This is a genomic window from Priestia sp. ST2, assembly GCF_055810735.1.
In genome coordinates this window covers 59,023-78,946 of sequence record NZ_JBVVNT010000009.1, presented here as the reverse complement: position 1 = coordinate 78,946, position 19,924 = coordinate 59,023, and the positions used below count along the sequence as shown (strand labels likewise).

Below are 19,924 nucleotides of genomic sequence, written 5' to 3'. Positions count from 1 at the left end.
GGGGATATTGATATGGAAAAATTTATTTTATCTTTAGACCAAGGAACAACAAGCTCACGAGCAATGTTATTTAATAAAAAAGGTGAAGTTGTACATGTAGCTCAAAAAGAGTTTACACAGTACTTTCCAAAACCAGGTTGGGTAGAGCATAATGCAAGTGAAATTTGGGGATCTATCCTAGCAGTTATCGCATCTTGTTTATCTGAGTCAGGTGTTCATGCGGATCAAATCGAAGGAATTGGGATTACCAATCAGCGTGAAACAGCAGTAGTATGGGAAAAAGCAACAGGGAAACCGGTGTACAATGCAATTGTATGGCAATCTCGACAAACGTCTGGTATTTGTGAAGAATTAAAAGCAAAAGGATTAAACGATACGTTCCGCGACAAAACGGGATTATTAATTGATGCATACTTCTCTGGAACAAAGGTGAAGTGGATTTTAGATAACGTAGAAGGTGCACGTGAAAAAGCAGAAAACGGTGAATTGTTATTCGGAACAATTGATACATGGTTAATTTGGAAGCTATCAGGCGGAAAGGCGCATGTAACGGATTACTCAAACGCATCCCGCACGCTTATGTTCAATATCTACGATTTAAAATGGGATGATGAACTGCTAGACATCTTAGGGGTACCGAAATCAATGCTTCCAGAAGTGAAGCCTTCTTCTGAAGTATACGCTCATACAGTAGACTATCATTTCTTTGGTAAAAACATTCCAATTGCTGGAGCAGCCGGGGATCAGCAAGCCGCTTTATTTGGTCAAGCGTGCTATGAAAAAGGAATGGCGAAAAACACCTATGGAACAGGCTGCTTTATGCTCATGAATACGGGTGAAAAAGCAGTTAAGTCCGATCACGGTTTGTTAACTACATTAGCATGGGGGATTAACGGCAAAGTAGAATATGCGCTTGAAGGCAGTATTTTTGTAGCAGGATCTGCTATTCAGTGGCTTCGCGACGGTTTAAGAATGTTTAAAAATGCGGCTGAAACTGAAAACTATGCAACGCGAGTAGAGTCTACAGACGGCGTATATATTGTGCCAGCTTTCGTAGGACTTGGAACACCTTATTGGGATAGTGATGTACGGGGGGCGATGTTTGGATTGACTCGGGGTACAAAAAAAGAACACTTTATCCGTGCAACGCTTGAATCACTAGCTTATCAAACAAGAGATGTATTAAGTGCAATGGAAGCGGACTCTGGAATTACATTAAAAACATTGCGTGTAGACGGAGGAGCAGTTAAGAATAATTTCTTAATGCAGTTCCAAAGTGATGTGTTAGACGTTCCGGTTGAACGTCCTCAAGTGAATGAAACAACGGCTCTTGGGGCAGCATATTTAGCGGGTCTAGCGGTCGGCTACTGGAAAGATTGCGATGAAATTGCGCAGCAGTGGAATATGGAAAAATCTTTCGAACCAAGTATGGAAGAAGAAAAGCGTGAAGAATTATATAGCGGCTGGAAAAAAGCCGTACATGCAACAATGGCTTTTAAGTAATTATTTGATGAAAATCCTTTAATTAAAAGCGCATGTATGATATAATTTACTCAAGTTAATAAATTGGTTGGAGAATCGGAGAGACCACAGATCCATATGTAGGCATACTATATATGTGATTTGTGGTCTCTCTTTTTTGTATATTGGAAAAATTTTATATCTTTGAAAAATGAAAGGGGAATGACGTATGTTTTCAAGTCAAACACGTTCGAATAAATTGGTAGACATGACACAAAATCAATACGATTTACTAGTAATTGGTGGGGGAATTACTGGGTCAGGTATTGCACTTGATGCGACTCATCGAGGCATGAAAACGGCATTAGTTGAAATGCAGGATTTCGCAGCAGGAACATCTAGTCGTTCAACAAAGCTTGTTCACGGCGGTCTACGCTATTTAAAACAGTTTGAAGTTAAAATGGTAGCCGAAGTTGGTAAAGAACGTGCCATCGTATATGAAAATGGCCCTCATGTAACGACTCCGGAGTGGATGCTGTTACCTTTCCATACAGGTGGAACATTCGGTAAATTCTCAACTTCAATTGGACTGCGCGTATATGATTTTTTAGCTGGTGTAAAACGCTCAGAGCGCCGCAAAATGTTTAGCGCAGAAGAAACGCTTAGCCGCGAGCCATTGGTGAAATCTAAAGATTTAAAAGGCGGCGGTTACTACGTTGAATATAAAACAGATGATGCACGTTTAACGATTGAAGTAGCTAAAGAAGCTGCAGCAAGAGGGGCAGACTTAGTCAATTACACAAAAGTGGAAAACTTCATCTACGATAAAGGAAAAGTAGTAGGGGCGGTTGTTCGTGATCAGCTTACGAATAAAGAATATAATATCTATGCGAAAAAAATCGTCAACGCTGCAGGTCCATGGGTGGACACGCTGCGTGAAAAAGATAATTCAAAAAAAGGCAAGCAGCTTCAATTAACAAAAGGAATTCACTTAGTTATTGACCAAGAACGCTTTCCGTTAAAACAAGCCATTTATTTTGATACACCTGATGGACGTATGGTATTTGCGATTCCGCGTGATGGAAAAACATACGTAGGCACAACAGACACGGTCTATAAAGAAGACGCTAGACATCCGCGTATGACTGTAAAAGACCGTCAATATGTTATTGATGCGATTAACTATATGTTCCCAACGGTTGATCTTACGGTAGACGACGTAGAATCAAGCTGGGCGGGTGTTCGTCCACTTATTCACGAACAAGGAAAAGATCCTTCTGAAATCTCGCGTAAAGATGAAATCTGGACATCAGAATCAGGTTTAATTACAATCGCTGGAGGGAAATTAACTGGGTACCGTAAAATGGCTGAAATTGTCGTAAATCGCGTAGCTGAAGATTTTAAAGCAGAAGGACGCGAATTTGAAAGCTGTCAAACTAAACATTTACCGATTTCTGGAGGTAATGTAGGCGGTTCAGGTGGGTTCCCAACGTTTGTAGAGCAAAAAGTCAAAGAAGGCATCAAACTAGGGTTATCACGTGACGCTGCTGAAAAGCTTGTAAAACGCTATGGCTCAAACGTAGATAAAGTATACCGCTACATGATTGAACGTCCTGATCAGCTAAAAAACAGCGACCTTCCAGCTAGTGTATTTCTGCAAATTCAATATGGCATAGAAGAAGAAATGGTTTCAAAACCAGTGGACTTCTTCATTAGACGTACGGGCGCTTTATTCTTTGATATCAACTGGGTAAGAAGCTGGAAAAAACAAGTGATTGCTCATATGGCCGAAGAGTTAAAGTGGACGCCTGAGCAAACAAAAGCTTATACGGATGAATTAGAACAGCACCTTCATGACGCAGTTGTACCAGTAGATGAAAAAGTTAACCGTATGACAGGTATTTCATGATAAAATAAAAAAGTACCTCAAAATTTGTCAATACAGCCATAATATAATAGCAGGAAGTCAAATTTTGACGAAGAAATATAATATGACTGTTAAAAAAAGAGAAAGACGGTTACTCGTTTTTCTCTTTTCATACATATTTACATCTATATAAGGGGGCTTTTTTTTATGAGTTGGAAAGAAACGTATACATCTTGGATTAATTATCCAAATTTAGATCCTGAATTACGTCAAAATTTAGACGCAATCAAAGGTGATGAAAAACAATTAGAAGATAGTTTTTACAAAACATTGGAATTTGGAACAGGCGGAATGCGTGGGGAAATTGGAGCCGGTACAAACCGTATGAATACGTATACAATCCGAAAAGCTTCCGAAGGCTTTGCTGAGTACATTAAACAAGCTGGCGAAGAAGCTATTAACCAAGGAGTAGTCATTGCGTATGATTCTCGCCACAAATCCCCTGAATTTGCAATGGAAGCAGCAAAAACATTAGCAAGTCACGGAATTAAAACGTATGTATTTGAAGAGCTAAGACCAACACCTGAACTTTCATTTGCAGTGCGTGAGTTAAACGCATTTGGAGGTATTGTTATTACAGCGAGCCACAATCCTCCTGAATATAACGGATACAAAGTATATGGTCCAGACGGTGGTCAGCTGCCGCCAAAAGAAGCTGATGAACTAGTTGGCTTTGTAAATGCTGTGGAAAATGAACTTACATTAGCTGTTCAATCTGAAGCGGAGCTAAAAGAAAAAGGTCTTATTGAAATGATTGGTTCAGCGATTGACGAAGCATACAATGAGAAACTAAAAACGATTTTAATTAATCCAGAGCTAGCTTCTGAAACAGGTAAAGATTTAAAAGTGGTTTTTACACCTCTACATGGTACAGCTAATAAGCCAGTTCGCAACGCGCTTCAATCCATCGGTTACGAAAATGTCACGGTTATTGAAGAACAAGAACTTCCTGATCCAAATTTCTCGACGGTTAAATCTCCGAATCCTGAAGAACCAGCTGCGTTTGAATATGCTGTTCGTAAAGGAAAAGAAATTGATGCAGATATCTTAATCGCAACGGATCCAGATGCAGACCGTTTAGGAATTGCTGTCAAAGATCCAAGCGGCGAATATGCGTTATTAACAGGAAACCAAACGGGTGCTTTATTGCTTCACTATTTGCTTTCTCAAAAGAAAGAAAAAGGCGTGCTGCCTGCTAATGGCGTTGTGTTAAAAACGATTGTAACGTCAGAAATCGGCGCACAAATTGCTCGTTCATTTGGACTGCAAGTTGTTGACACTCTAACAGGTTTTAAATTTATCGGTGAAAAAATTAAGCAATATGAGCAAACAGGCGAGTATACATTCCAATTCGGTTATGAAGAAAGCTACGGCTATTTAATTGGTGACTTTGCTCGTGACAAAGACGCTGTACAAGCAGCCATTCTAGCAGTAGAAGCTTGTGCTTATTATAAAAAGCAGGGCATGACGCTATATGAAGCGCTTCAGCAAGTGTTTACTAAATATGGTTTCTATCGTGAAGGTCTGAAATCTTTAACGCTTAAAGGAAAAGAAGGATCTGAGCAAATTCAGCATATTTTGGCTACATTTAGAAATGAACCTCCTACTGACATTGCAGGATTAAATGTTTCGGTTGTAGAGGATTATACATTAAGTGAGCGTCAGCATATTAAAGCAGGGAAAGTAGAAGAAATTACATTGCCAAAATCAAATGTATTAAAATATATCTTAGAAGACGGTTCTTGGTTCTGCCTTCGTCCATCTGGTACAGAGCCAAAGGTGAAGTTCTATTTTGGCGTCGTGTCAGAAGATGAAGCAACGAGCATTGCTCATTTAGAAGCTGTACAAACAGCTGTAATGGGTGAAGTAGAACGTGTATTAGATAAAGTGAAAACGGTATAAAAGTAAAGCCTGCTCAAACTTGAGCAGGCTTCTTTTATGATACTTTATTTGATTGCGTATTTGACAAATACGAAGAAGATCGTAGGGCTTTATAAATTTTCGGAGCAAGCATAGCCCCAAGAACAGTAAAAATAAGATCCTTTACCGCAAACCACGACATAATCTTCCAAGCGGCTGCATATGTCATTGCAGGAGCTTCAAGCCAGTAATTAACCGCTGCATACATATACGTCGTACCTATTAAATAAATAACGGCAATACCAACTAGTGATGAAATTAAAAAGATAGAAAAAGTTGGCTTGCCGCGCATCTCCATAATTTTTCCTGTGATAAATGCTGCTACGATATAAGAAAGCAAAAAGCCGCCAGTGCTTCCAAATAAAATACCAATTCCTGCTTTAAATTGAGCAAATACTGGGGCGCCGGCAATGCCAATTAATACGTATACAATCATTGAAATAGAACCCATTCTGCTCCCAAGTAAAAGTCCTGCTAATATAACAAAAAAAGGCTGAAGTGAAAGAGGCACGCCGCCTACTTGTAAAAAAGGTGCCCAAGAAGTAATGTTTGCACCAATAGCCATAAGAGCCGCAAACATACCAGCTAGCGTTAAATCTAATGTGCGAAACCTTTTATTAGTACTCATATATGTTCCTCCCAGTATGTACTGAAATATCTTAGCGTATGTACTGAAGATTGTACGTCGAATCCACTTTTATGTCAACGATAAAAATAAATGTGTTTACATATATTATTTGATGTTTTTTGAAATAAAGTATGCATATTTTTAGTGCAACATAAAAAAATAAAGAAGGGAATTCATCCCTTCTTTGTCCAAGTGTGTGTATCAAAAATACTAGTACAATGATTCTTCCAGAAGCTCCGGGTTGTGCTCCGAATATTCCGTTGCATGATCAATGTAGCGTAGTAAAGAATAAAGCTCTTCTTGAATGATGCGGTAGTTTCGTTCAAAATTGTAGGCGTGCAAAAAATGTTCAATCTTTTTTGAAAGAAAATCGTCGTCTGTTCGAACCATTAAAATTAATAAGTTATCCCATTGTGAACGGTGTGTGTAATATAAAGCTCGATCATAATCAATTACATCCATTAATAACGTTCCTCCTTTTGAGGAGTTGAAATTAGTGTATGATATTTGCGGGAATTCTTACGCTGTAAATGTTGGGCAAAAGACCAGTGCATAATTAAAAGAGGTTGTAGTCATTATGCAAGAAGAATAAACGTACAGGACCCTATAAATGATAAGAAAGGCAAAGAATGATGCAGCATAACAGTTATATTACATCCATTATTTAAGACAACTAAATAAAAATCCCCTTTTCTTGAAAAAATAAAGCTTCTTTTTGATGAAAACACATGAATTGGCATGTTTGTACATAGATTGAAGTAAGGAGTGAAAGGGGGAGCTGTCGTGAAAGAAGCAGATTATAAGCAATTATACCGTGCGATTGATGAAATTACGGAAATAGCTAGCGGTTTCGGCTTAGATTTTTATCCGATGCGCTATGAAATTTGCCCGGCAGATATTATTTATACGTTTGGTGCATATGGGATGCCAACTCGTTTTTCACATTGGAGCTTTGGAAAACAATTTTACAAAATGAAATTACACTACGATCTTGGATTGAGTAAAATTTATGAATTAGTTATCAATTCAGATCCTTGTTATGCATTTTTATTGGATTCCAATGCGCTTATTCAGAATAAATTAATTGTAGCTCACGTGTTAGCCCACTGTGACTTCTTTAAAAATAACAGCCGTTTTGCCAACACTAAACGGGATATGGTAGAAAGTATGGCAGCGACCGCTGATCGAATTAAAGAATACGAAGTAAAGCACGGTAAGCGTGAAGTAGAAAAGTTTTTGGATGCTGTCCTATCGATTCAGGAACATATTGATCCGTCTCTTATGCGTGCCAAGCTTTCTTGGAGCATAGATGATGTAGAATCATCGGAAGAAGAAATCATTTCTCCTTACGATGATTTATGGAATTTGGATTATAAAGAAAAGAAAAAACCAAAACCTCCAAAATCTTTTAAAAAATTTCCGCCTCAGCCTGAAAAAGACATCTTATTATTTATCGAAGAATACAGTCCTTATTTAGAGGACTGGCAGCGGGATATTTTAACGATGATGCGAGAAGAAATGCTTTATTTCTGGCCGCAGCTTGAAACAAAAATTATGAATGAAGGCTGGGCTTCTTTCTGGCATCAGCGCATTATTCGAGAAATGGACTTAACGAGTGATGAAGCGATAGAATTCGCCAAGCTAAATGCAGGAGTTGTGCAGCCCTCTAAGACGGGAATCAATCCATATTATTTAGGTTTAAAAATCTTTGAAGACATTGAAGAACGCTACAATAATCCAACAGAAGATATGATTCGCCGGGGCGTGGAGCCGGGATCAGGAAGAGAGAAGATGTTTGAGGTACGTGAGGTTGAATCAGATATTTCCTTTATTCGCAATTACTTAACAAAAGATTTAGTCATGCGAGAGGATATGTACTTATTCCAAAAACAAGGAAAAGACTATAAAATCGTTGACAAAGAGTGGACAGAAGTTAGAGATCAGCTTGTTAATATGCGCGTAAACGGCGGATTTCCTTATATCACAGTAACCAATGGAGACTATCTAAAAAATGGAGAGCTCTATTTAAAACATTGGTATGAAGGAATTGAATTAGATGTCAAATACTTAGAAAAAGTGGTACCGTACGTTCATCAGCTTTGGGGCCGCCCCGTTCATTTAGAAACGGTAATGGAAGGCAAGCCAATCGCCTTTACGTATGATGGAAAAACAGTGCATAGAAAACATTTGTAAAAAAGAAGACCGCTTAAACAGCGGTCTTTTTGGGCTTCTGTAACTTATCCATATAAATTGAAAAAATAAAATTACTATGCAATAATCGAATGAGAATTACTTTCATTTAGAAAGGAAGATAAGATGTTTGTTGTAAACGCAAGTTTTGAAACAGAAAAGAAATTTGAAGAACAGCTCACGCAAAAAGCTAAGAAAAACAAAACAGAAATTGAGGCAGCCAAAGGAAATTTATCGTTCGAATGCTGGAAAAAAGATTCTGCAGATAAAGTTGAATATGTCTTTGTATCGAAGTGGGAAGACAAGCAGTTCTTTCAAGCGTGGATCTCAAGAGAGGAACATGTGAACGAACATAAAGAAGCGAATAAAAAGAAAACGAAAGCATTTTCTGAAGCTATGGAAATCAAGAAAACGCTGCGTTTTTATGAGGCGGTAGAAGAGGACATTCTTTCCTAAAAAAGCATGCTTGACTTTCATAAATGTTGTAACTATAATGATTACAACAAAATAGGAGTGAGAGCAATGAAAATTAGCAGTCGATTCACCGTGGCCGTTCACATACTATCTTTAATTAAAGTAGATAGCAGTCATCCTAGTACTTCAGAGTGGATTGCTAGCAGTGTAAATACAAATCCTGTTGTTATAAGACGAGTAATTGGGATGTTAAAGAAAGCTGGACTCGTAGGTGTAAAAGCCGGAGCTGGCGGAGCTTATCTATTGAAAGATCTAGAAGAGATAACGTTGCTAGACGTTTATCGAGCGGTGGCGGCAGTGGAAGAAGGAGAATTGTTTCAAATGCATGAAAATCCGAATGTGGAGTGTCCTGTAGGAGCCAATATTCAAAGTGTTCTTGAATTGATTTTAAAACGTTCTCAAGATGCCATGGAACAAGTCTTAGCCAATGTGACCATGAAAGAATTAGTGACGGATTTAATAGCAAAAATAGATGCATAATAACATGCTTCTGTTCGTAAAAAAACGGAGAAACCTAGGTTTCTCCATTTTTTTATAGCTTCACAATTGTTCGTCCTCGAGCTTGTCCTTTTAATAAAGTCGGAAGTACCTCAGGGAGCTGTTGTAGTGAAATTTCTTGCTGAATGAAAGGTTCGAAGCTTTCAGGCTTAAAGTCATTAGCAAGTCTATTCCAAATCTCTTTTCGAGTAGGCATTGGACAGTAAACAGAATCGATACCTAATAAATTAATCCCTCTTAAAATGAAGGGAAAGACTGTTGTTGGCACTTTGCCTCCAGCCGTTAGCCCGCTGACCGCTACAGAGCCTCCGTACTGAATTTGACTGAGAACAGAAGCTAGAGGCTCTCCGCCCACAGGATCCACCGCAGCGGCCCATTTTTCCTTGCCTAATGCTTTTAATTTGCCGTTATAAACATCTTCACGCGCTACAATAGAGGAAGCGCCAAGCTCTTTCAAATAAGCTGCTTCCGAGCTTTTTCCCGTACTTGCTTCCACTGTGTAGCCTAATTTTGAAAGAATGGCAACCGCAAAGCTTCCTACACCTCCCGTAGCGCCTGTTACAAGCACAGAGCCATTAGATGGACTAGTATGGTTTTCCTCTAAGCGATGCACAGATAAAGCAGCTGTAAAGCCAGCTGTTCCGATAATCATTGCTTCTTTTAACGTTAAATTTTCAGGGAGAGGGACAATCCATTCGCTGCGTATGCGCGCATACTCACTATAGCCTCCAAAGTGTGATACGCCAATGTCATAGCTTGTTGCAATGACATGATCACCTTCTTTAAAATCAGGGCTGTCAGAAGATAAAACAACTCCTGCTAGGTCGATTCCTGGAACAAATGGGTAGCTTGTCACAATATTTCCGTTTGCGATGCTGGCTAAGCTATCTTTATAATTCACCCCTGAATAATGAACGCGAATAAGTACATCGCCTTCTGGCAAATCGTTTAGCGTCAGTTCTTGGACGGACGCCTCCACTTGCTCTTCACTTTTTTTATCTACGATTAATGCTGAAAATGATTGCTCCATTTTATTTCTCCTTTCTATAATGAGATGTATATATCTATACATAGACTACCTTATTTCTATACCCATTATAGAAAATAGTAAAAGAAGTTCCTAATACTTTGATTACGAAAGAGATTATTTCATTATAAAATAGCGGTATAGCTATTAGTTAGCAATACATAGAAAAGAGGAGAAGAGAAATGAGCACAAACATATATTTTAACCATGATGCAGGCATTGATGATTTAGTATCGCTTTTTTTACTGCTGAAAATGGATGATGTAAAGGTAACAGGGGTATCTGTTATTCCCGCTGACGGATATCTAGAGCCAGGTATCAGCGCAAGCCAAAAGATTATTGATCGTTTTGGAAGTTATGATATTGAGGTCGCTAAATCTACTTCACGCGGTATGAATCCATTTCCAAAGGAGTGGCGCATGCATACGTTTTATGTAGATGCACTGCCGATTTTAAATGAAAAAGGGGAAGTACAAACAAAAATAAGTCAGCTCCCTGCTCATGATCATTTAATCGAGACATTGCAGCACACAGCCGGGAAAACAACTTTATTGTTTACAGGACCGTTAACAGATTTAGCAAGAGCATTGGAAAAAGCGCCGGAAATAGAAAAGAAAATTGACAAGTTAGTATGGATGGGCGGTACATTTCAAGAAGTAGGAAACGTGCAAGAGCCCGAACATGATGGAACGGCGGAGTGGAATGCTTTTTGGGATCCAGAAGCAGTAGCGAAAGTATGGAAAAGCAAAATTAAAATTGAGATGGTTGCTTTAGAAAGCACGAATCAAGTTCCCTTAACGCCCGCTATTCGTCAAATGTGGGCTTCACTTCGAAGATATGAAGGAGTAGACTTTGTAGGGCAGTGCTACGCGGCTTGCCCGCCGCTTGTACACGTTGAAACCAATTCAACATATTATTTGTGGGATGTACTCACAACAGCATTTACAGGGAATTCAACACTTGTGAAGGTAAAAACCGTTTCGAGTATTGTGCATACAGAAACACCGAGCCAAGGAAGAACAGAAATTTCCGAAGAGGGACGACCTGTAGATGTCGTATATGATGTCACAGCTGAAGCATTCTTTACGTACATTACAGATTTGATGAAAAAAGCAGTAGCTAAATAAAGAAAAAGGTTGCACATGAAAGTGTGCAACCTTTTTAATGAATCATATTCAAGAATTGACGTGTCCGCTCTTGTTGAGGATTTGAAAATATTTTATCTGGTGTCCCTCTTTCCATAATGACGCCTTGATCCATAAAAATAACTTCATCCGCTACTTCACGGGCAAAGCGCATTTCGTGAGTTACCACCACCATCGTCATTCCTTCTTTTGCCAAGTCTTTCATGGCTTGAAGAACGTCTCCTACAAGCTCAGGATCAAGAGCTGAAGTAGGCTCATCAAACAGCATAACTTTTGGGTCCATCGCCATTGCTCTGGCGATGCCAACGCGCTGTTGTTGTCCGCCAGACAGCTGGAAAGGATAAAAGTCGAGCTTGTCTCCTAAGCCAACTCGTGTTAATAATTCTTTCCCTCTTTTTTCTGCTTCTTGAGTGGAAACACCTTTTACAATTACAGGACCTTCCATAACATTTTCAAGTGCAGTTTTATGAGGAAATAAGTTATAGTTTTGAAAGACCATACCTGTTAGGCTTCGAAATGAAGTAATGTCTTTTTTACGAACAGGCTTGGTAAAATTCATGCTTTTTTTATCAAGTTCAATCGTACCGTCTGTTGGGATTTCTAACAGATTTAAGCAACGTAAAAAAGTTGTTTTACCGGATCCAGAAGGGCCAATTAATACAATTACCTTGCCCTGTTCAACTTCCAAATCAATCCCTTTTAATACTTGCAAATCACCGAATGATTTATGCAAATTTTTGATATTAATCATATAAAAAACTCCTTTAGCTACTTGAAACGGTTATTTAGATACGTAACGATCTAGTCTTATTTCAATGCGTCCTTGGATAATGGATAAGATTGTGCACATAATCCAGTACAAGAGCGCTGCTTCACTATAAAGAAGTAAAAACTCATAGTTAGTTGAAGCAATTTCTTGAGCTTGACGGAACATTTCAGAAACAAGAATAAGCGATGCAAGTGACGTGTCTTTAATAAGACTAATAAAAGAGTTAGATAATGGCGGAATCGATACACGTGCTGCTTGCGGTAAGATAATCCGTCTTAACGCTTGGGAATAGGTCATACCAAGTGAGTAGCCAGCTTCCCACTGTCCTTTAGGAATAGATTGAATTGCTGCTCGGATAATTTCAGATGCATAAGCACCTACACTTAATGAAAATCCAATAACAGCAGAGATAAATGGATCAATTGTTATATCTAAGTTAGGTAATCCGTAGAAAATGATAAATAATTGCACAAGCAAAGGCGTTCCACGAATAATTGAGACATATACACGTGCAATCATGTTTAATACCTTACTTGACGACAAGCGAGCAAGTGCTGTTAAAACAGCTAACACAATGCCTATGGCAAAGCTTATTAATGTTAGTGGAATAGAATATTGAATAGCTCCCTTTAGCATTGGTAAGAGAGATGATTGAGCGATTGAAATCAATTGATTCAATCGCTCTCCATCAGGAAAAATATTATTTAGGAGAAACATCTTCGCCAAACCATTTCTTAGAAATTTTTGCGTATGTTCCGTCTTTTTTCATATCTTTCAATGCTTTGTTTACTTCATCCACTAACTTACCGCTGTCTTTTCTAAACATAAAGCCGCTTGCAGCACCATCGGATTTTTCATCCGCGATTTTGATAGGTGCGTTAGGGTGTTTTTTCTTATAGTCAAGGAACGATAATTTATCGTTGATTGTAGCATCAACACGGTTTGCGCTCATTAGTTCTACTGCTTGAGCAAAACCTTCAGCACTCGTAATGTTTGCACCATAAGATTGAGCCATGTCTTTATAGTTACTTGTTAATGACTGCGCTGATTTTTTTCCTTTTAAATCTTTAAATGATTTGATATCTTTTTCGTCTTTACGAACAATTAATACAGCGCCTGACTGGATGTATGGATCAGAGAAATCGTATTTCTTTTGACGATCTTCACGAATACCCACTTCGTTAGCAATCATGTCAAAGCGTTTAGCATCTAATCCGGCAAACATGCCATCCCACTGTGTTTCTTTGAACTCAGCTTTTACGCCAAGACGTTTAGCTACTTCTTGAGCCAATTCTACATCAAACCCAGTTAGCTTTTGTTTGTCATCATGAAAAGTGAACGGAGGGTATGTACCTTCAGTTCCAATTGTTAATACGCCATCTTTTTTCACTTTATTATATAAATCCTCTTGTGAAGATTTATTGTCTCCATTGTTTGCTTCATTTTTTGAGCTAGAACCGCATGCGGCAAGCACAACTGTGAAAGCTAATAGTAGCGACAAAAGTGCAGCAAATTTCTTCATTTTCTAAACCCCCTAGTATTCTGATAGGAAATGATACTCTGTGATACTAAACAAGAACACAGCAAAAGTCAACAAAAAAAACTTATACGATTAATGTGACTTAAAATAAGGGAAATATACCTTCTATACACGGTTTGTCATAAGGATACAGAAAGGTTTTAAAATTTGGATTAAGTGGATTTTTAAGGGAGATTTGAGGAGTAAAAAGGAAGTTTCATGCGACGATTTTCTCTTTCATTTTTTCATGACTTTTGGTGCAATAAACATATAGTTAAATGTTAAGGTAGAAATAAATTCCTTATGGTACACTTAAAGAAGAATTTATGAAACGGAGCGATATGATGAAAGCCATAAACTTAATCTCAATTGCCTTTGGTGCTATCGCTGGTACATATGCACGTTATTTGCTGAATCTTTCCTTATTATATACGGGCTATCCAATAGGAACGGTAATTGAAAACCTATTAGGAAGCTTCATACTAGGCCTATTAACAGGATTTTTTGTGTGGAAAAAGCCAAAAGAATGGATAAAGCTTGGACTAGGAGTTGGCGTATGCGGCGGTTTTACAACGTATTCAACGTTTGCAGGAGACGTCATTTCTCTCACTCAGCACCATTTATTTTGGGGAGCCATTTATGTAATGGTCTCTTTTGTAGGTGGAATCCTTCTTGCTTTAGCAGGCTATCTATGCGGTGAAGCGGCAGGGAAAAATTTAGTGAAAGTACATGAGGTGAAGTAAATGAGCATAGTGAGCTTGGCACTTGGCGGGGCAGCTGGAGGAATATGCCGTTATCTTTTGGGTTTAAAAGTTACAAAAACAGTTTCAAACCCTCCTTTTCCAGTATCAATGCTGTTTGTAAACTTGCTTGGTGCGTTTGGGCTTGGTCTTTTTTACGGTAGTTATTATGGAAAGGTTCCGAGTCATGCTTATGATGATTCAATATTTTTAATGATTGGCATTGGTTTTTTTGGTGCCTTTACCACTTTTTCAACGTTCAGTGTGGAAACCGTACAGTTAATTCGAGAAAAATCTTATCGGAAAATGCTGGCGTACGTGGGGATTTCAGCATTGGGAACAGTTGGTTTATTTACAGTCGGTTTACTGGCAGGAACGTTTTTATTTAAGTAAAGAGAACGTTTCTAGTAGGGAAAAACAAAAAGACGGAGAAGTAGAGAATGGATAGAAAAGCAGAAGTTTGGAAATACATTTTGTTGATTGTAGCTGTTGCAGGTCAGATCATCGGTTTTTTATTTTTATTTATAAATGTTGTGGCGGCATTTATTTTTTACGGTTTTTATATTCTAACTTTTATTATGTTACTCCTGCTGTTTATATGGGATCGGAAAAAGGAAAAAGACAAGGAAGAATTTGACGACTATACCGATTACTAATCATATAAAAAGCAGAATGATGCGGTGCGCCGGACCTCTTACTTAGTAAAGAAGCTTAAAAGATACATCTATAAAAGGAAGAGAGCCGTAAGAGCATAAAGAGATATTGTATTTACATCTAGTTGTGTTATAATTTTAAGTGCGAAAACAAAATCAATAAATAGCAATCACTAGGGGAGCTTTTTGAAGCTGAGACGAATGTATTTCGGACCCTTTGAACCTGATCTGGTTTGTACCAGCGTAGGGAAGTGGCGATCATGTTTACATAACGATGCATGCTAACCACTCTACGTTGTAGAGTGGTTTTTTTGTATGTAATAAAGCCCTCTACACAAGATGAAGTGGTTGAAATTTCTTTTTATTCTGAACGGAAAGGTTTCGATCATATGGATATTCCTAAATTTCATGTCGTTACAACAGATAAGCAGCCAATTGAAGAGGTTCGGGACATTTTAACGGCTATTGAGCCTTTTGCGGGTGCCATTCATATTAGAGAAAAAAAGAAAACGGCAAAGCAGATTCAATGTTTGCTAGAAAGCCTGCCATTTTGTCTCTCTAAAATTATTGTAAATGACCGAGTTGATGTAGCGCATGCTTTAAAAGCAAAAGGCGTACAGCTTGCCTATCATAGTTTAGATGTTTCGTGTGTTAGAGACGTATTTCCTTCTCTTATTGTCGGAAAATCAGTTCACTCTGTGGAAGAGGCTTTAGAAGCTGAAAAAGATGGTGCTCACTACATTCTATACGGACATATTTATTCAACACATTCAAAAAAAGGATTAAAAAGTCGAGGGGTAGCAGCACTAAAAGAAGTAGTAGATGCTGTACAGATACCGGTTATTGCCATTGGAGGAATTACACCTGTAAATGCCAAAGAGGTGCTTCAAACAGGAGCACACGGTATAGCTGTGATGTCTGGTGTCATGCTTGCGCAAAATCCCCTTAAAGCGATTAAACAATATTCTCATATATGGACATCTGGAGGTGGAGAAAATGAAGCAGCATTATGATGTACTGTTAGTCGGAGGAGGCATAATCAGCTCTTCTATCGCTTATCATTTGTCAAAACAAGGAGCATCAGTGGCCATTCTTGAACGAAATCAAATTGGTTGTGAAGCTTCAAGTGCAGCAGCTGGTATTTTAGGTGCTCAAGCTGAAATTGATGAAGAAGGTCCTCTTTTAGACCTTGCTATTAAGAGCAGAAGCATGTTTCCTGAGCTGGTGAAGGAACTAAAAGAAAAAACGGCCATCGACGTAGAGCTCATTCAAAAAGGCTTATTAAAAGTCGCTGTAACAGAAGAAGATGCACACGTATTAAAGAAAAAAGCTGCTCAGCACCACCGATGGGATGAACATGTAAGATGGATCGATGTAAAAGAAGCGCGTTTGTTAGAACCCGGGCTCTCTCCAGACATATACGGAGCCATTACAATACCGGGGGACGGCCAGCTAGCTCCGGCTAAGTTAACGCAAGCCCTTGCTCATGGAGCCTTGTATCACGGAGCAGATATATTCGAATACTGTGATGTTCATTCTCTTATTATGGAAAATGAAACAGTAAAAGGTGTACAGACGTCCAAAGGCTCTTTTTACGGAGAAAAAGTAGTTATTGCAGCAGGCTCATGGGCTAAACGCTTTATTTCTTCTGAACATTTAGGTCGCGTGTTTCCCGTAAAAGGGGAGTGTATTGCTCTTCGAAGTCATAAGCCGCTGCTTTCTAAAACGATTTTTTTAGATGAGGGTTTTTACTTAGTGCCTAAGACTGGTGGAAGAATCGTAATCGGGGCAACTAAGCTACAGCATGACTTTACCAAGACGGTTTCTGCACAAGGTATTCAATTTTTGCTGAATAAAGCTTCGGCGCTTCTGCCAGCTATTAAAGAAGCCACATTTGAAAAAGCATGGGCTGGTCTTCGTCCACAAACAAATGATGGCTGGCCTTATTTAGGAGAGCATCCTGAAATAGCGAATCTACACATGGCGTTTGGCCACTACCGAAACGGTATTTTATTAAGTGCTGCAACTGGAAAAATTATGGCTGATGCTTTGTTAGGGAAAAAGCTGAATCATTCATTTTTTACATCATTTCAGCTAACAAGAGTAATGGAGGGAGTTCATTGAATCTAATCATTAATGGTAAGACCGTTACTTTTGGAGATGAAATTGAAACGGTCGAGCACTTGTTGCAGGCTCAGAACCTGCATGAACGAGTGGTAATTGTTGAGCTAAACAAGAACATTTTGCAAAAAGAAGAACATAGCGATGCATGCTTAAAAGATGGCGATATATTAGAAGTTGTTTCATTTGTCGGAGGAGGATGAAGAGTATGTTAAAAATTGGACAATATACATTTAATTCACGTTTATTATTAGGGACAGGGAAATTTCCGGACTTTACGACTCAGCGTCAAGCGGTAGAAGAGTCAGAAACAGAAATTTTAACATTTGCTGTGAGACGAATGGATATTTTTGATCAAAATCAGCCTAATTTATTAGAAGCGCTTGATGTGAAGCGTTTCACTCTTTTGCCTAACACTGCTGGAGCAAAAAATGCAGAAGAGGCCGTACGTATTGCTAAATTAGCAAAGGCTTCTGGACTTTGTGACATGGTGAAAGTAGAAGTAATTGGATGTGATAAAACGCTGCTTCCTGATCCAGTTGAAACATTAAAAGCCAGTGAAGAACTGTTAAAAGAGGGCTTTACCGTTTTACCTTACACATCAGATGATGTTTTACTTGCGCGTCGTTTAGAGGAGTTAGGCGTACATGCCATTATGCCAGGAGCTTCGCCTATCGGTTCAGGTCAAGGTATTATTAATCCGTTGAACATGCGTTTTATCATTGAACAATCAACTGTTCCAGTAATTGTAGATGCAGGTATTGGAACGGCTTCAGACGCAGCTCAAGCTATGGAGTTAGGAGCAGATGGTGTGTTATTAAATACAGCTGTTTCAGGAGCAAAAGATCCTGTGAAAATGGCTCGTGCTATGAAGTTAGCGATTGAAGCAGGACGAGCAGCATTTGAAGCAGGACGTATTGAAAAGAAACAATATGCAACGGCAAGCAGTCCAACAGAAGGGATGAGTATCGGTTGATTAATCGTTATTCCCGCCAAGAATTGTTTCAACCTATTGGAAAAGGCGGACAGCAGCAAATTCAAGAAAAGCATGTTCTGATTGTAGGAGCAGGTGCTCTTGGAACAGGGAACGCGGAGGCCCTTGCGCGAGCGGGGATAAAGAAAATAACGCTCATTGACCGGGACTATGTAGAATGGAGCAACCTTCAGCGGCAGCAATTGTATAGTGAAAAAGATGCTGATAAAAGAATTCCAAAAGCAATTGCCGCTAAAAAACGGCTTCACGATATTAATCACGATGTAAAAGTAGAAGCGCACGTAGCAGACGGTACCCCTCAAGTTTTAGAACAGCTTGTTGAGGGGGTAGATGTTATGATTGATGCAACCGATAATTTTGACACACGCCTTGTAATGAATGATTTATCACAAAAATATGATATTCCTTGGATTTACGGAGCATGTGTAGGAAGTTATGGAATTAGTTATACTATTATACCAAGTGAAACACCGTGTTTATCCTGTTTGCTTGAATCTGTACCGCTTGGAGGGTTAACATGTGATACAGTGGGGATTATTAGTCCTGCTGTTCAAATGGTAGTCGCTCATCAAGTAACAGAAGTGTTAAAAATATTAGTTGGAGACTGGAATGCGCTCAGGAGGGAACTTGTTTCGTTTGACGTATGGAAAAATGAGTATACGAGCATCAATGTGAACGTGTTTCGCAAATCTGCTTGCCGCTCATGCGGCAGTGAACAAACGTATCCCTTTTTACAATATGAAAATCAAACGAAAACAGCTGTGCTATGCGGAAGAAACACGGTACAAATCCGTCCGGGCAAATCAGCCAAGCAGCCGCTGCAGTCTTTAGGTGAACGATTAAAAGAAAAAGGATATAAAATTGAACAGAATCCGTATCTGCTTTCTTTTTATGTAGATGATTACCGTTTAGTTATGTTTCAAGATGGGCGCGTCTTTGTCCATGGAACAAACGATATAGTAGAAGCAAAGTCACTTTATCATCGGTATATTGGGTAAGAAAGAGATGGAGGTTTCAAGCATGACAGTACCAAAAGCATTAACCATTGCTGGATCAGACAGCGGTGGAGGAGCAGGCATTCAAGCAGATTTAAAAACATTTCAAGAGCGTGACGTTTTTGGCATGTCTGTTATTACAGCTGTGACCGCACAAAATACAGTTGGCGTTCAAGGAGTTTATCCTTTAGAAGTAGAAGCAGTTGAAACTCAGTTAGATTCAATTGCCACTGACTTATTTCCTAATGCAGTGAAGACAGGTATGTTGTTCAGTGCTGATATTATTTACGCAGTGGCTCGTAAAATCAAACAGTACGGACTGCAAAATGTTGTAGTTGATCCCGTTATGATTGCAAAAGGCGGTCAGTCTCTTCTTCAAAGTGAAGCCGTACAGGCTCTAAAAGAATTGTTGCCTCTTTGTGAAGTCATTACGCCGAACATACCGGAGGCGGAAGTCATCACGGGTAAAGAAATTCACACGATCGAAGACCGAAAAGAAGCGGCAAAACAGATTCATGAGCTAGGTGTAAAGCACGTGGTAATTAAAGGCGGACATGATCAATCTCATCAAGATATGATTGATATAGTGTATGATGGTCATAAGTACGTTGAAATCACGCATGAAAAGATGAATACAAAGCATACACATGGAACGGGATGCACGTTTGCTGCTTGCGTCACAGCTGAACTAGCGAAAGGCAAAAGCGTGGTTGAAGCAGTTCAAACTGCCTCGGATTTTGTTCACTATGCGATTAAGCACACGCTTGAAATTGGTTCCGGACACGGTCCTACTAATCACTGGGCGTATGGAAAATACTTTCGTTCAAACATATAAAAAAACGTGCCTACAATCTAGGCACGTT

General features: G+C 39.0%; 22 protein-coding genes and 1 riboswitch. Of the genes, 16 read left to right on the top strand and 6 right to left on the bottom strand.

All coding sequences use genetic code 11. The features are described 5' to 3' along the window. The first annotated feature begins 12 nt into the window (after positions 1-12). The 3 genes from glpK (at position 13) to AC0KUU_RS26705 (ending at position 5,290) form a co-directional block, all read left to right on the top strand. Entirely contained in the window at positions 13-1,503 is a 1,491-nt protein-coding gene (glpK, locus tag AC0KUU_RS26715) for a glycerol kinase GlpK (RefSeq protein ID WP_043981689.1), read from the top strand. A gap of 187 nt (positions 1,504-1,690) precedes the next feature. Beyond that, positions 1,691-3,370 (top strand): glycerol-3-phosphate dehydrogenase/oxidase, encoded by a 1,680-nt coding sequence (locus AC0KUU_RS26710; RefSeq protein WP_043981690.1) that lies wholly within the window; start codon positions 1,691-1,693, stop codon positions 3,368-3,370. A gap of 165 nt (positions 3,371-3,535) precedes the next feature. Then, a complete protein-coding gene (locus tag AC0KUU_RS26705; RefSeq protein ID WP_047931542.1) occupies positions 3,536-5,290 on the top strand; it encodes a phospho-sugar mutase in 1,755 nt (584 codons plus the stop codon). Positions 5,291-5,324: 34 nt separating this feature from the next. Here the strand turns inward: AC0KUU_RS26705 and AC0KUU_RS26700 are convergent, their stop codons facing one another. Together AC0KUU_RS26700 and AC0KUU_RS26695 are read right to left on the bottom strand one after the other, a co-directional pair. Then, positions 5,325-5,936, bottom strand: a complete 612-nt coding sequence (locus tag AC0KUU_RS26700) for a biotin transporter BioY (protein ID WP_028410248.1) — start codon at positions 5,934-5,936, stop codon at positions 5,325-5,327. A gap of 210 nt (positions 5,937-6,146) precedes the next feature. Then, positions 6,147-6,398, bottom strand: coding sequence for a YhdB family protein (locus AC0KUU_RS26695; protein ID WP_013055267.1), 252 nt, complete (start codon positions 6,396-6,398; stop codon positions 6,147-6,149). 321 nt (positions 6,399-6,719) lie between these two features. Between AC0KUU_RS26695 and AC0KUU_RS26690 the strand changes: the two genes are divergently transcribed. The 3 genes from AC0KUU_RS26690 to AC0KUU_RS26680 all read left to right on the top strand — a co-directional run bounded on the left by AC0KUU_RS26690 (position 6,720) and on the right by AC0KUU_RS26680 (position 9,080). Next, positions 6,720-8,129 (top strand): SpoVR family protein, encoded by a 1,410-nt coding sequence (locus tag AC0KUU_RS26690; protein WP_013055269.1) that lies wholly within the window; start codon positions 6,720-6,722, stop codon positions 8,127-8,129. A 123-nt stretch (positions 8,130-8,252) separates the two neighbouring features. Then, on the top strand, positions 8,253-8,582 hold the full coding sequence (locus tag AC0KUU_RS26685; RefSeq protein ID WP_043981692.1) for an antibiotic biosynthesis monooxygenase family protein: 330 nt from the start codon (positions 8,253-8,255) through the stop codon (positions 8,580-8,582). Positions 8,583-8,648: 66 nt separating this feature from the next. After that, on the top strand, positions 8,649-9,080 hold the full coding sequence (locus tag AC0KUU_RS26680) for an Rrf2 family transcriptional regulator (RefSeq protein WP_043981693.1): 432 nt from the start codon (positions 8,649-8,651) through the stop codon (positions 9,078-9,080). A gap of 52 nt (positions 9,081-9,132) precedes the next feature. Here AC0KUU_RS26680 and AC0KUU_RS26675 read toward each other — a convergent pair whose 3' ends face one another. Beyond that, positions 9,133-10,128: an NADPH:quinone oxidoreductase family protein gene (locus tag AC0KUU_RS26675; RefSeq protein ID WP_043981694.1), complete on the bottom strand. Its 996-nt coding sequence runs from the start codon at positions 10,126-10,128 to the stop codon at positions 9,133-9,135. A 179-nt stretch (positions 10,129-10,307) separates the two neighbouring features. Here AC0KUU_RS26675 and AC0KUU_RS26670 point away from each other — a divergent pair, with 179 nt between their 5' ends. Further along, positions 10,308-11,252 carry a nucleoside hydrolase gene (locus AC0KUU_RS26670; RefSeq protein ID WP_043981695.1) on the top strand — a complete coding sequence of 315 codons (945 nt, stop codon included), beginning with the start codon at positions 10,308-10,310 and terminating at the stop codon, positions 11,250-11,252. Positions 11,253-11,286: 34 nt separating this feature from the next. Here AC0KUU_RS26670 and AC0KUU_RS26665 read toward each other — a convergent pair whose 3' ends face one another. Genes AC0KUU_RS26665 through AC0KUU_RS26655 form a run of 3 tightly spaced genes read right to left on the bottom strand, consistent with a single transcriptional unit; the run spans position 11,287 to position 13,561 of the window. Next, positions 11,287-12,021 carry an amino acid ABC transporter ATP-binding protein gene (locus AC0KUU_RS26665; RefSeq protein ID WP_043981696.1) on the bottom strand — a complete coding sequence of 245 codons (735 nt, stop codon included), beginning with the start codon at positions 12,019-12,021 and terminating at the stop codon, positions 11,287-11,289. A 30-nt stretch (positions 12,022-12,051) separates the two neighbouring features. Continuing rightward, positions 12,052-12,756 (bottom strand): amino acid ABC transporter permease, encoded by a 705-nt coding sequence (locus AC0KUU_RS26660; RefSeq protein WP_043981697.1) that lies wholly within the window; start codon positions 12,754-12,756, stop codon positions 12,052-12,054. After that, complete coding sequence (locus AC0KUU_RS26655; protein WP_013081647.1) at positions 12,740-13,561, bottom strand: amino acid ABC transporter substrate-binding protein; 822 nt, start codon at positions 13,559-13,561, stop codon at positions 12,740-12,742. The genes AC0KUU_RS26660 and AC0KUU_RS26655 overlap by 17 nt, the downstream gene beginning before the upstream one ends. A gap of 341 nt (positions 13,562-13,902) precedes the next feature. On the opposite strand from AC0KUU_RS26655, the gene AC0KUU_RS26650 reads away from it, so the two are divergent. The 9 genes from AC0KUU_RS26650 (at position 13,903) to thiD (ending at position 19,896) form a co-directional block, all read left to right on the top strand. Further along, on the top strand, positions 13,903-14,301 hold the full coding sequence (locus AC0KUU_RS26650) for a fluoride efflux transporter FluC (protein WP_322552484.1): 399 nt from the start codon (positions 13,903-13,905) through the stop codon (positions 14,299-14,301). After that, complete coding sequence (crcB, locus tag AC0KUU_RS26645) at positions 14,302-14,691, top strand: fluoride efflux transporter CrcB (protein ID WP_043981699.1); 390 nt, start codon at positions 14,302-14,304, stop codon at positions 14,689-14,691. 47 nt (positions 14,692-14,738) lie between these two features. Further along, entirely contained in the window at positions 14,739-14,954 is a 216-nt protein-coding gene (locus AC0KUU_RS26640; protein WP_013055279.1) for a hypothetical protein, read from the top strand. Between the two features lie 162 nt (positions 14,955-15,116). Then, positions 15,117-15,218: riboswitch (TPP riboswitch) on the top strand. Between the two features lie 122 nt (positions 15,219-15,340). After that, positions 15,341-15,964: a thiamine phosphate synthase gene (locus AC0KUU_RS26635; protein ID WP_043981731.1), complete on the top strand. Its 624-nt coding sequence runs from the start codon at positions 15,341-15,343 to the stop codon at positions 15,962-15,964. Then, complete coding sequence (gene thiO / locus AC0KUU_RS26630) at positions 15,948-17,075, top strand: glycine oxidase ThiO (protein WP_043981700.1); 1,128 nt, start codon at positions 15,948-15,950, stop codon at positions 17,073-17,075. The genes AC0KUU_RS26635 and thiO overlap by 17 nt, the downstream gene beginning before the upstream one ends. Continuing rightward, complete coding sequence (gene thiS, locus AC0KUU_RS26625; RefSeq protein ID WP_013055282.1) at positions 17,072-17,275, top strand: sulfur carrier protein ThiS; 204 nt, start codon at positions 17,072-17,074, stop codon at positions 17,273-17,275. Before thiO ends, thiS begins: the two co-directional genes overlap by 4 nt. A gap of 5 nt (positions 17,276-17,280) precedes the next feature. Further along, positions 17,281-18,048 carry a thiazole synthase gene (locus AC0KUU_RS26620; RefSeq protein WP_013055283.1) on the top strand — a complete coding sequence of 256 codons (768 nt, stop codon included), beginning with the start codon at positions 17,281-17,283 and terminating at the stop codon, positions 18,046-18,048. After that, positions 18,045-19,064 (top strand): thiazole biosynthesis adenylyltransferase ThiF, encoded by a 1,020-nt coding sequence (locus AC0KUU_RS26615; RefSeq protein ID WP_043981701.1) that lies wholly within the window; start codon positions 18,045-18,047, stop codon positions 19,062-19,064. The genes AC0KUU_RS26620 and AC0KUU_RS26615 overlap by 4 nt, the downstream gene beginning before the upstream one ends. Before the next feature lie 22 nt (positions 19,065-19,086). Next, positions 19,087-19,896: a bifunctional hydroxymethylpyrimidine kinase/phosphomethylpyrimidine kinase gene (thiD, locus tag AC0KUU_RS26610; RefSeq protein WP_043981702.1), complete on the top strand. Its 810-nt coding sequence runs from the start codon at positions 19,087-19,089 to the stop codon at positions 19,894-19,896. The last annotated feature ends 28 nt before the right edge of the window (positions 19,897-19,924 follow it).

What these genes read in the sequence shown, in the direction of transcription:
- AC0KUU_RS26650 (WP_322552484.1), top strand. Translation starts at nt 13,903, where the DNA reads ATGAAAGCCATAAACTTAATCTCAATTGCCTTTGGTGCTATCGCTGGT.
- crcB (WP_043981699.1), top strand. Translation starts at nt 14,302, where the DNA reads ATGAGCATAGTGAGCTTGGCACTTGGCGGGGCAGCTGGAGGAATATGC.
- AC0KUU_RS26685 (WP_043981692.1), top strand. Translation starts at nt 8,253, where the DNA reads ATGTTTGTTGTAAACGCAAGTTTTGAAACAGAAAAGAAATTTGAAGAA.
- thiD (WP_043981702.1), top strand. Translation starts at nt 19,087, where the DNA reads ATGACAGTACCAAAAGCATTAACCATTGCTGGATCAGACAGCGGTGGA.
- AC0KUU_RS26635 (WP_043981731.1), top strand. Translation starts at nt 15,341, where the DNA reads ATGGATATTCCTAAATTTCATGTCGTTACAACAGATAAGCAGCCAATT.
- AC0KUU_RS26675 (WP_043981694.1), bottom strand. Translation starts at nt 10,128, where the DNA reads ATGGAGCAATCATTTTCAGCATTAATCGTAGATAAAAAAAGTGAAGAG.
- AC0KUU_RS26660 (WP_043981697.1), bottom strand. Translation starts at nt 12,756, where the DNA reads ATGTTTCTCCTAAATAATATTTTTCCTGATGGAGAGCGATTGAATCAA.
- thiO (WP_043981700.1), top strand. Translation starts at nt 15,948, where the DNA reads ATGAAGCAGCATTATGATGTACTGTTAGTCGGAGGAGGCATAATCAGC.
- glpK (WP_043981689.1), top strand. Translation starts at nt 13, where the DNA reads ATGGAAAAATTTATTTTATCTTTAGACCAAGGAACAACAAGCTCACGA.
- AC0KUU_RS26640 (WP_013055279.1), top strand. Translation starts at nt 14,739, where the DNA reads ATGGATAGAAAAGCAGAAGTTTGGAAATACATTTTGTTGATTGTAGCT.
- AC0KUU_RS26700 (WP_028410248.1), bottom strand. Translation starts at nt 5,936, where the DNA reads ATGAGTACTAATAAAAGGTTTCGCACATTAGATTTAACGCTAGCTGGT.
- AC0KUU_RS26620 (WP_013055283.1), top strand. Translation starts at nt 17,281, where the DNA reads ATGTTAAAAATTGGACAATATACATTTAATTCACGTTTATTATTAGGG.
- AC0KUU_RS26705 (WP_047931542.1), top strand. Translation starts at nt 3,536, where the DNA reads ATGAGTTGGAAAGAAACGTATACATCTTGGATTAATTATCCAAATTTA.
- AC0KUU_RS26665 (WP_043981696.1), bottom strand. Translation starts at nt 12,021, where the DNA reads ATGATTAATATCAAAAATTTGCATAAATCATTCGGTGATTTGCAAGTA.
- AC0KUU_RS26710 (WP_043981690.1), top strand. Translation starts at nt 1,691, where the DNA reads ATGTTTTCAAGTCAAACACGTTCGAATAAATTGGTAGACATGACACAA.
- AC0KUU_RS26695 (WP_013055267.1), bottom strand. Translation starts at nt 6,398, where the DNA reads ATGGATGTAATTGATTATGATCGAGCTTTATATTACACACACCGTTCA.
- AC0KUU_RS26655 (WP_013081647.1), bottom strand. Translation starts at nt 13,561, where the DNA reads ATGAAGAAATTTGCTGCACTTTTGTCGCTACTATTAGCTTTCACAGTT.
- AC0KUU_RS26680 (WP_043981693.1), top strand. Translation starts at nt 8,649, where the DNA reads ATGAAAATTAGCAGTCGATTCACCGTGGCCGTTCACATACTATCTTTA.
- AC0KUU_RS26670 (WP_043981695.1), top strand. Translation starts at nt 10,308, where the DNA reads ATGAGCACAAACATATATTTTAACCATGATGCAGGCATTGATGATTTA.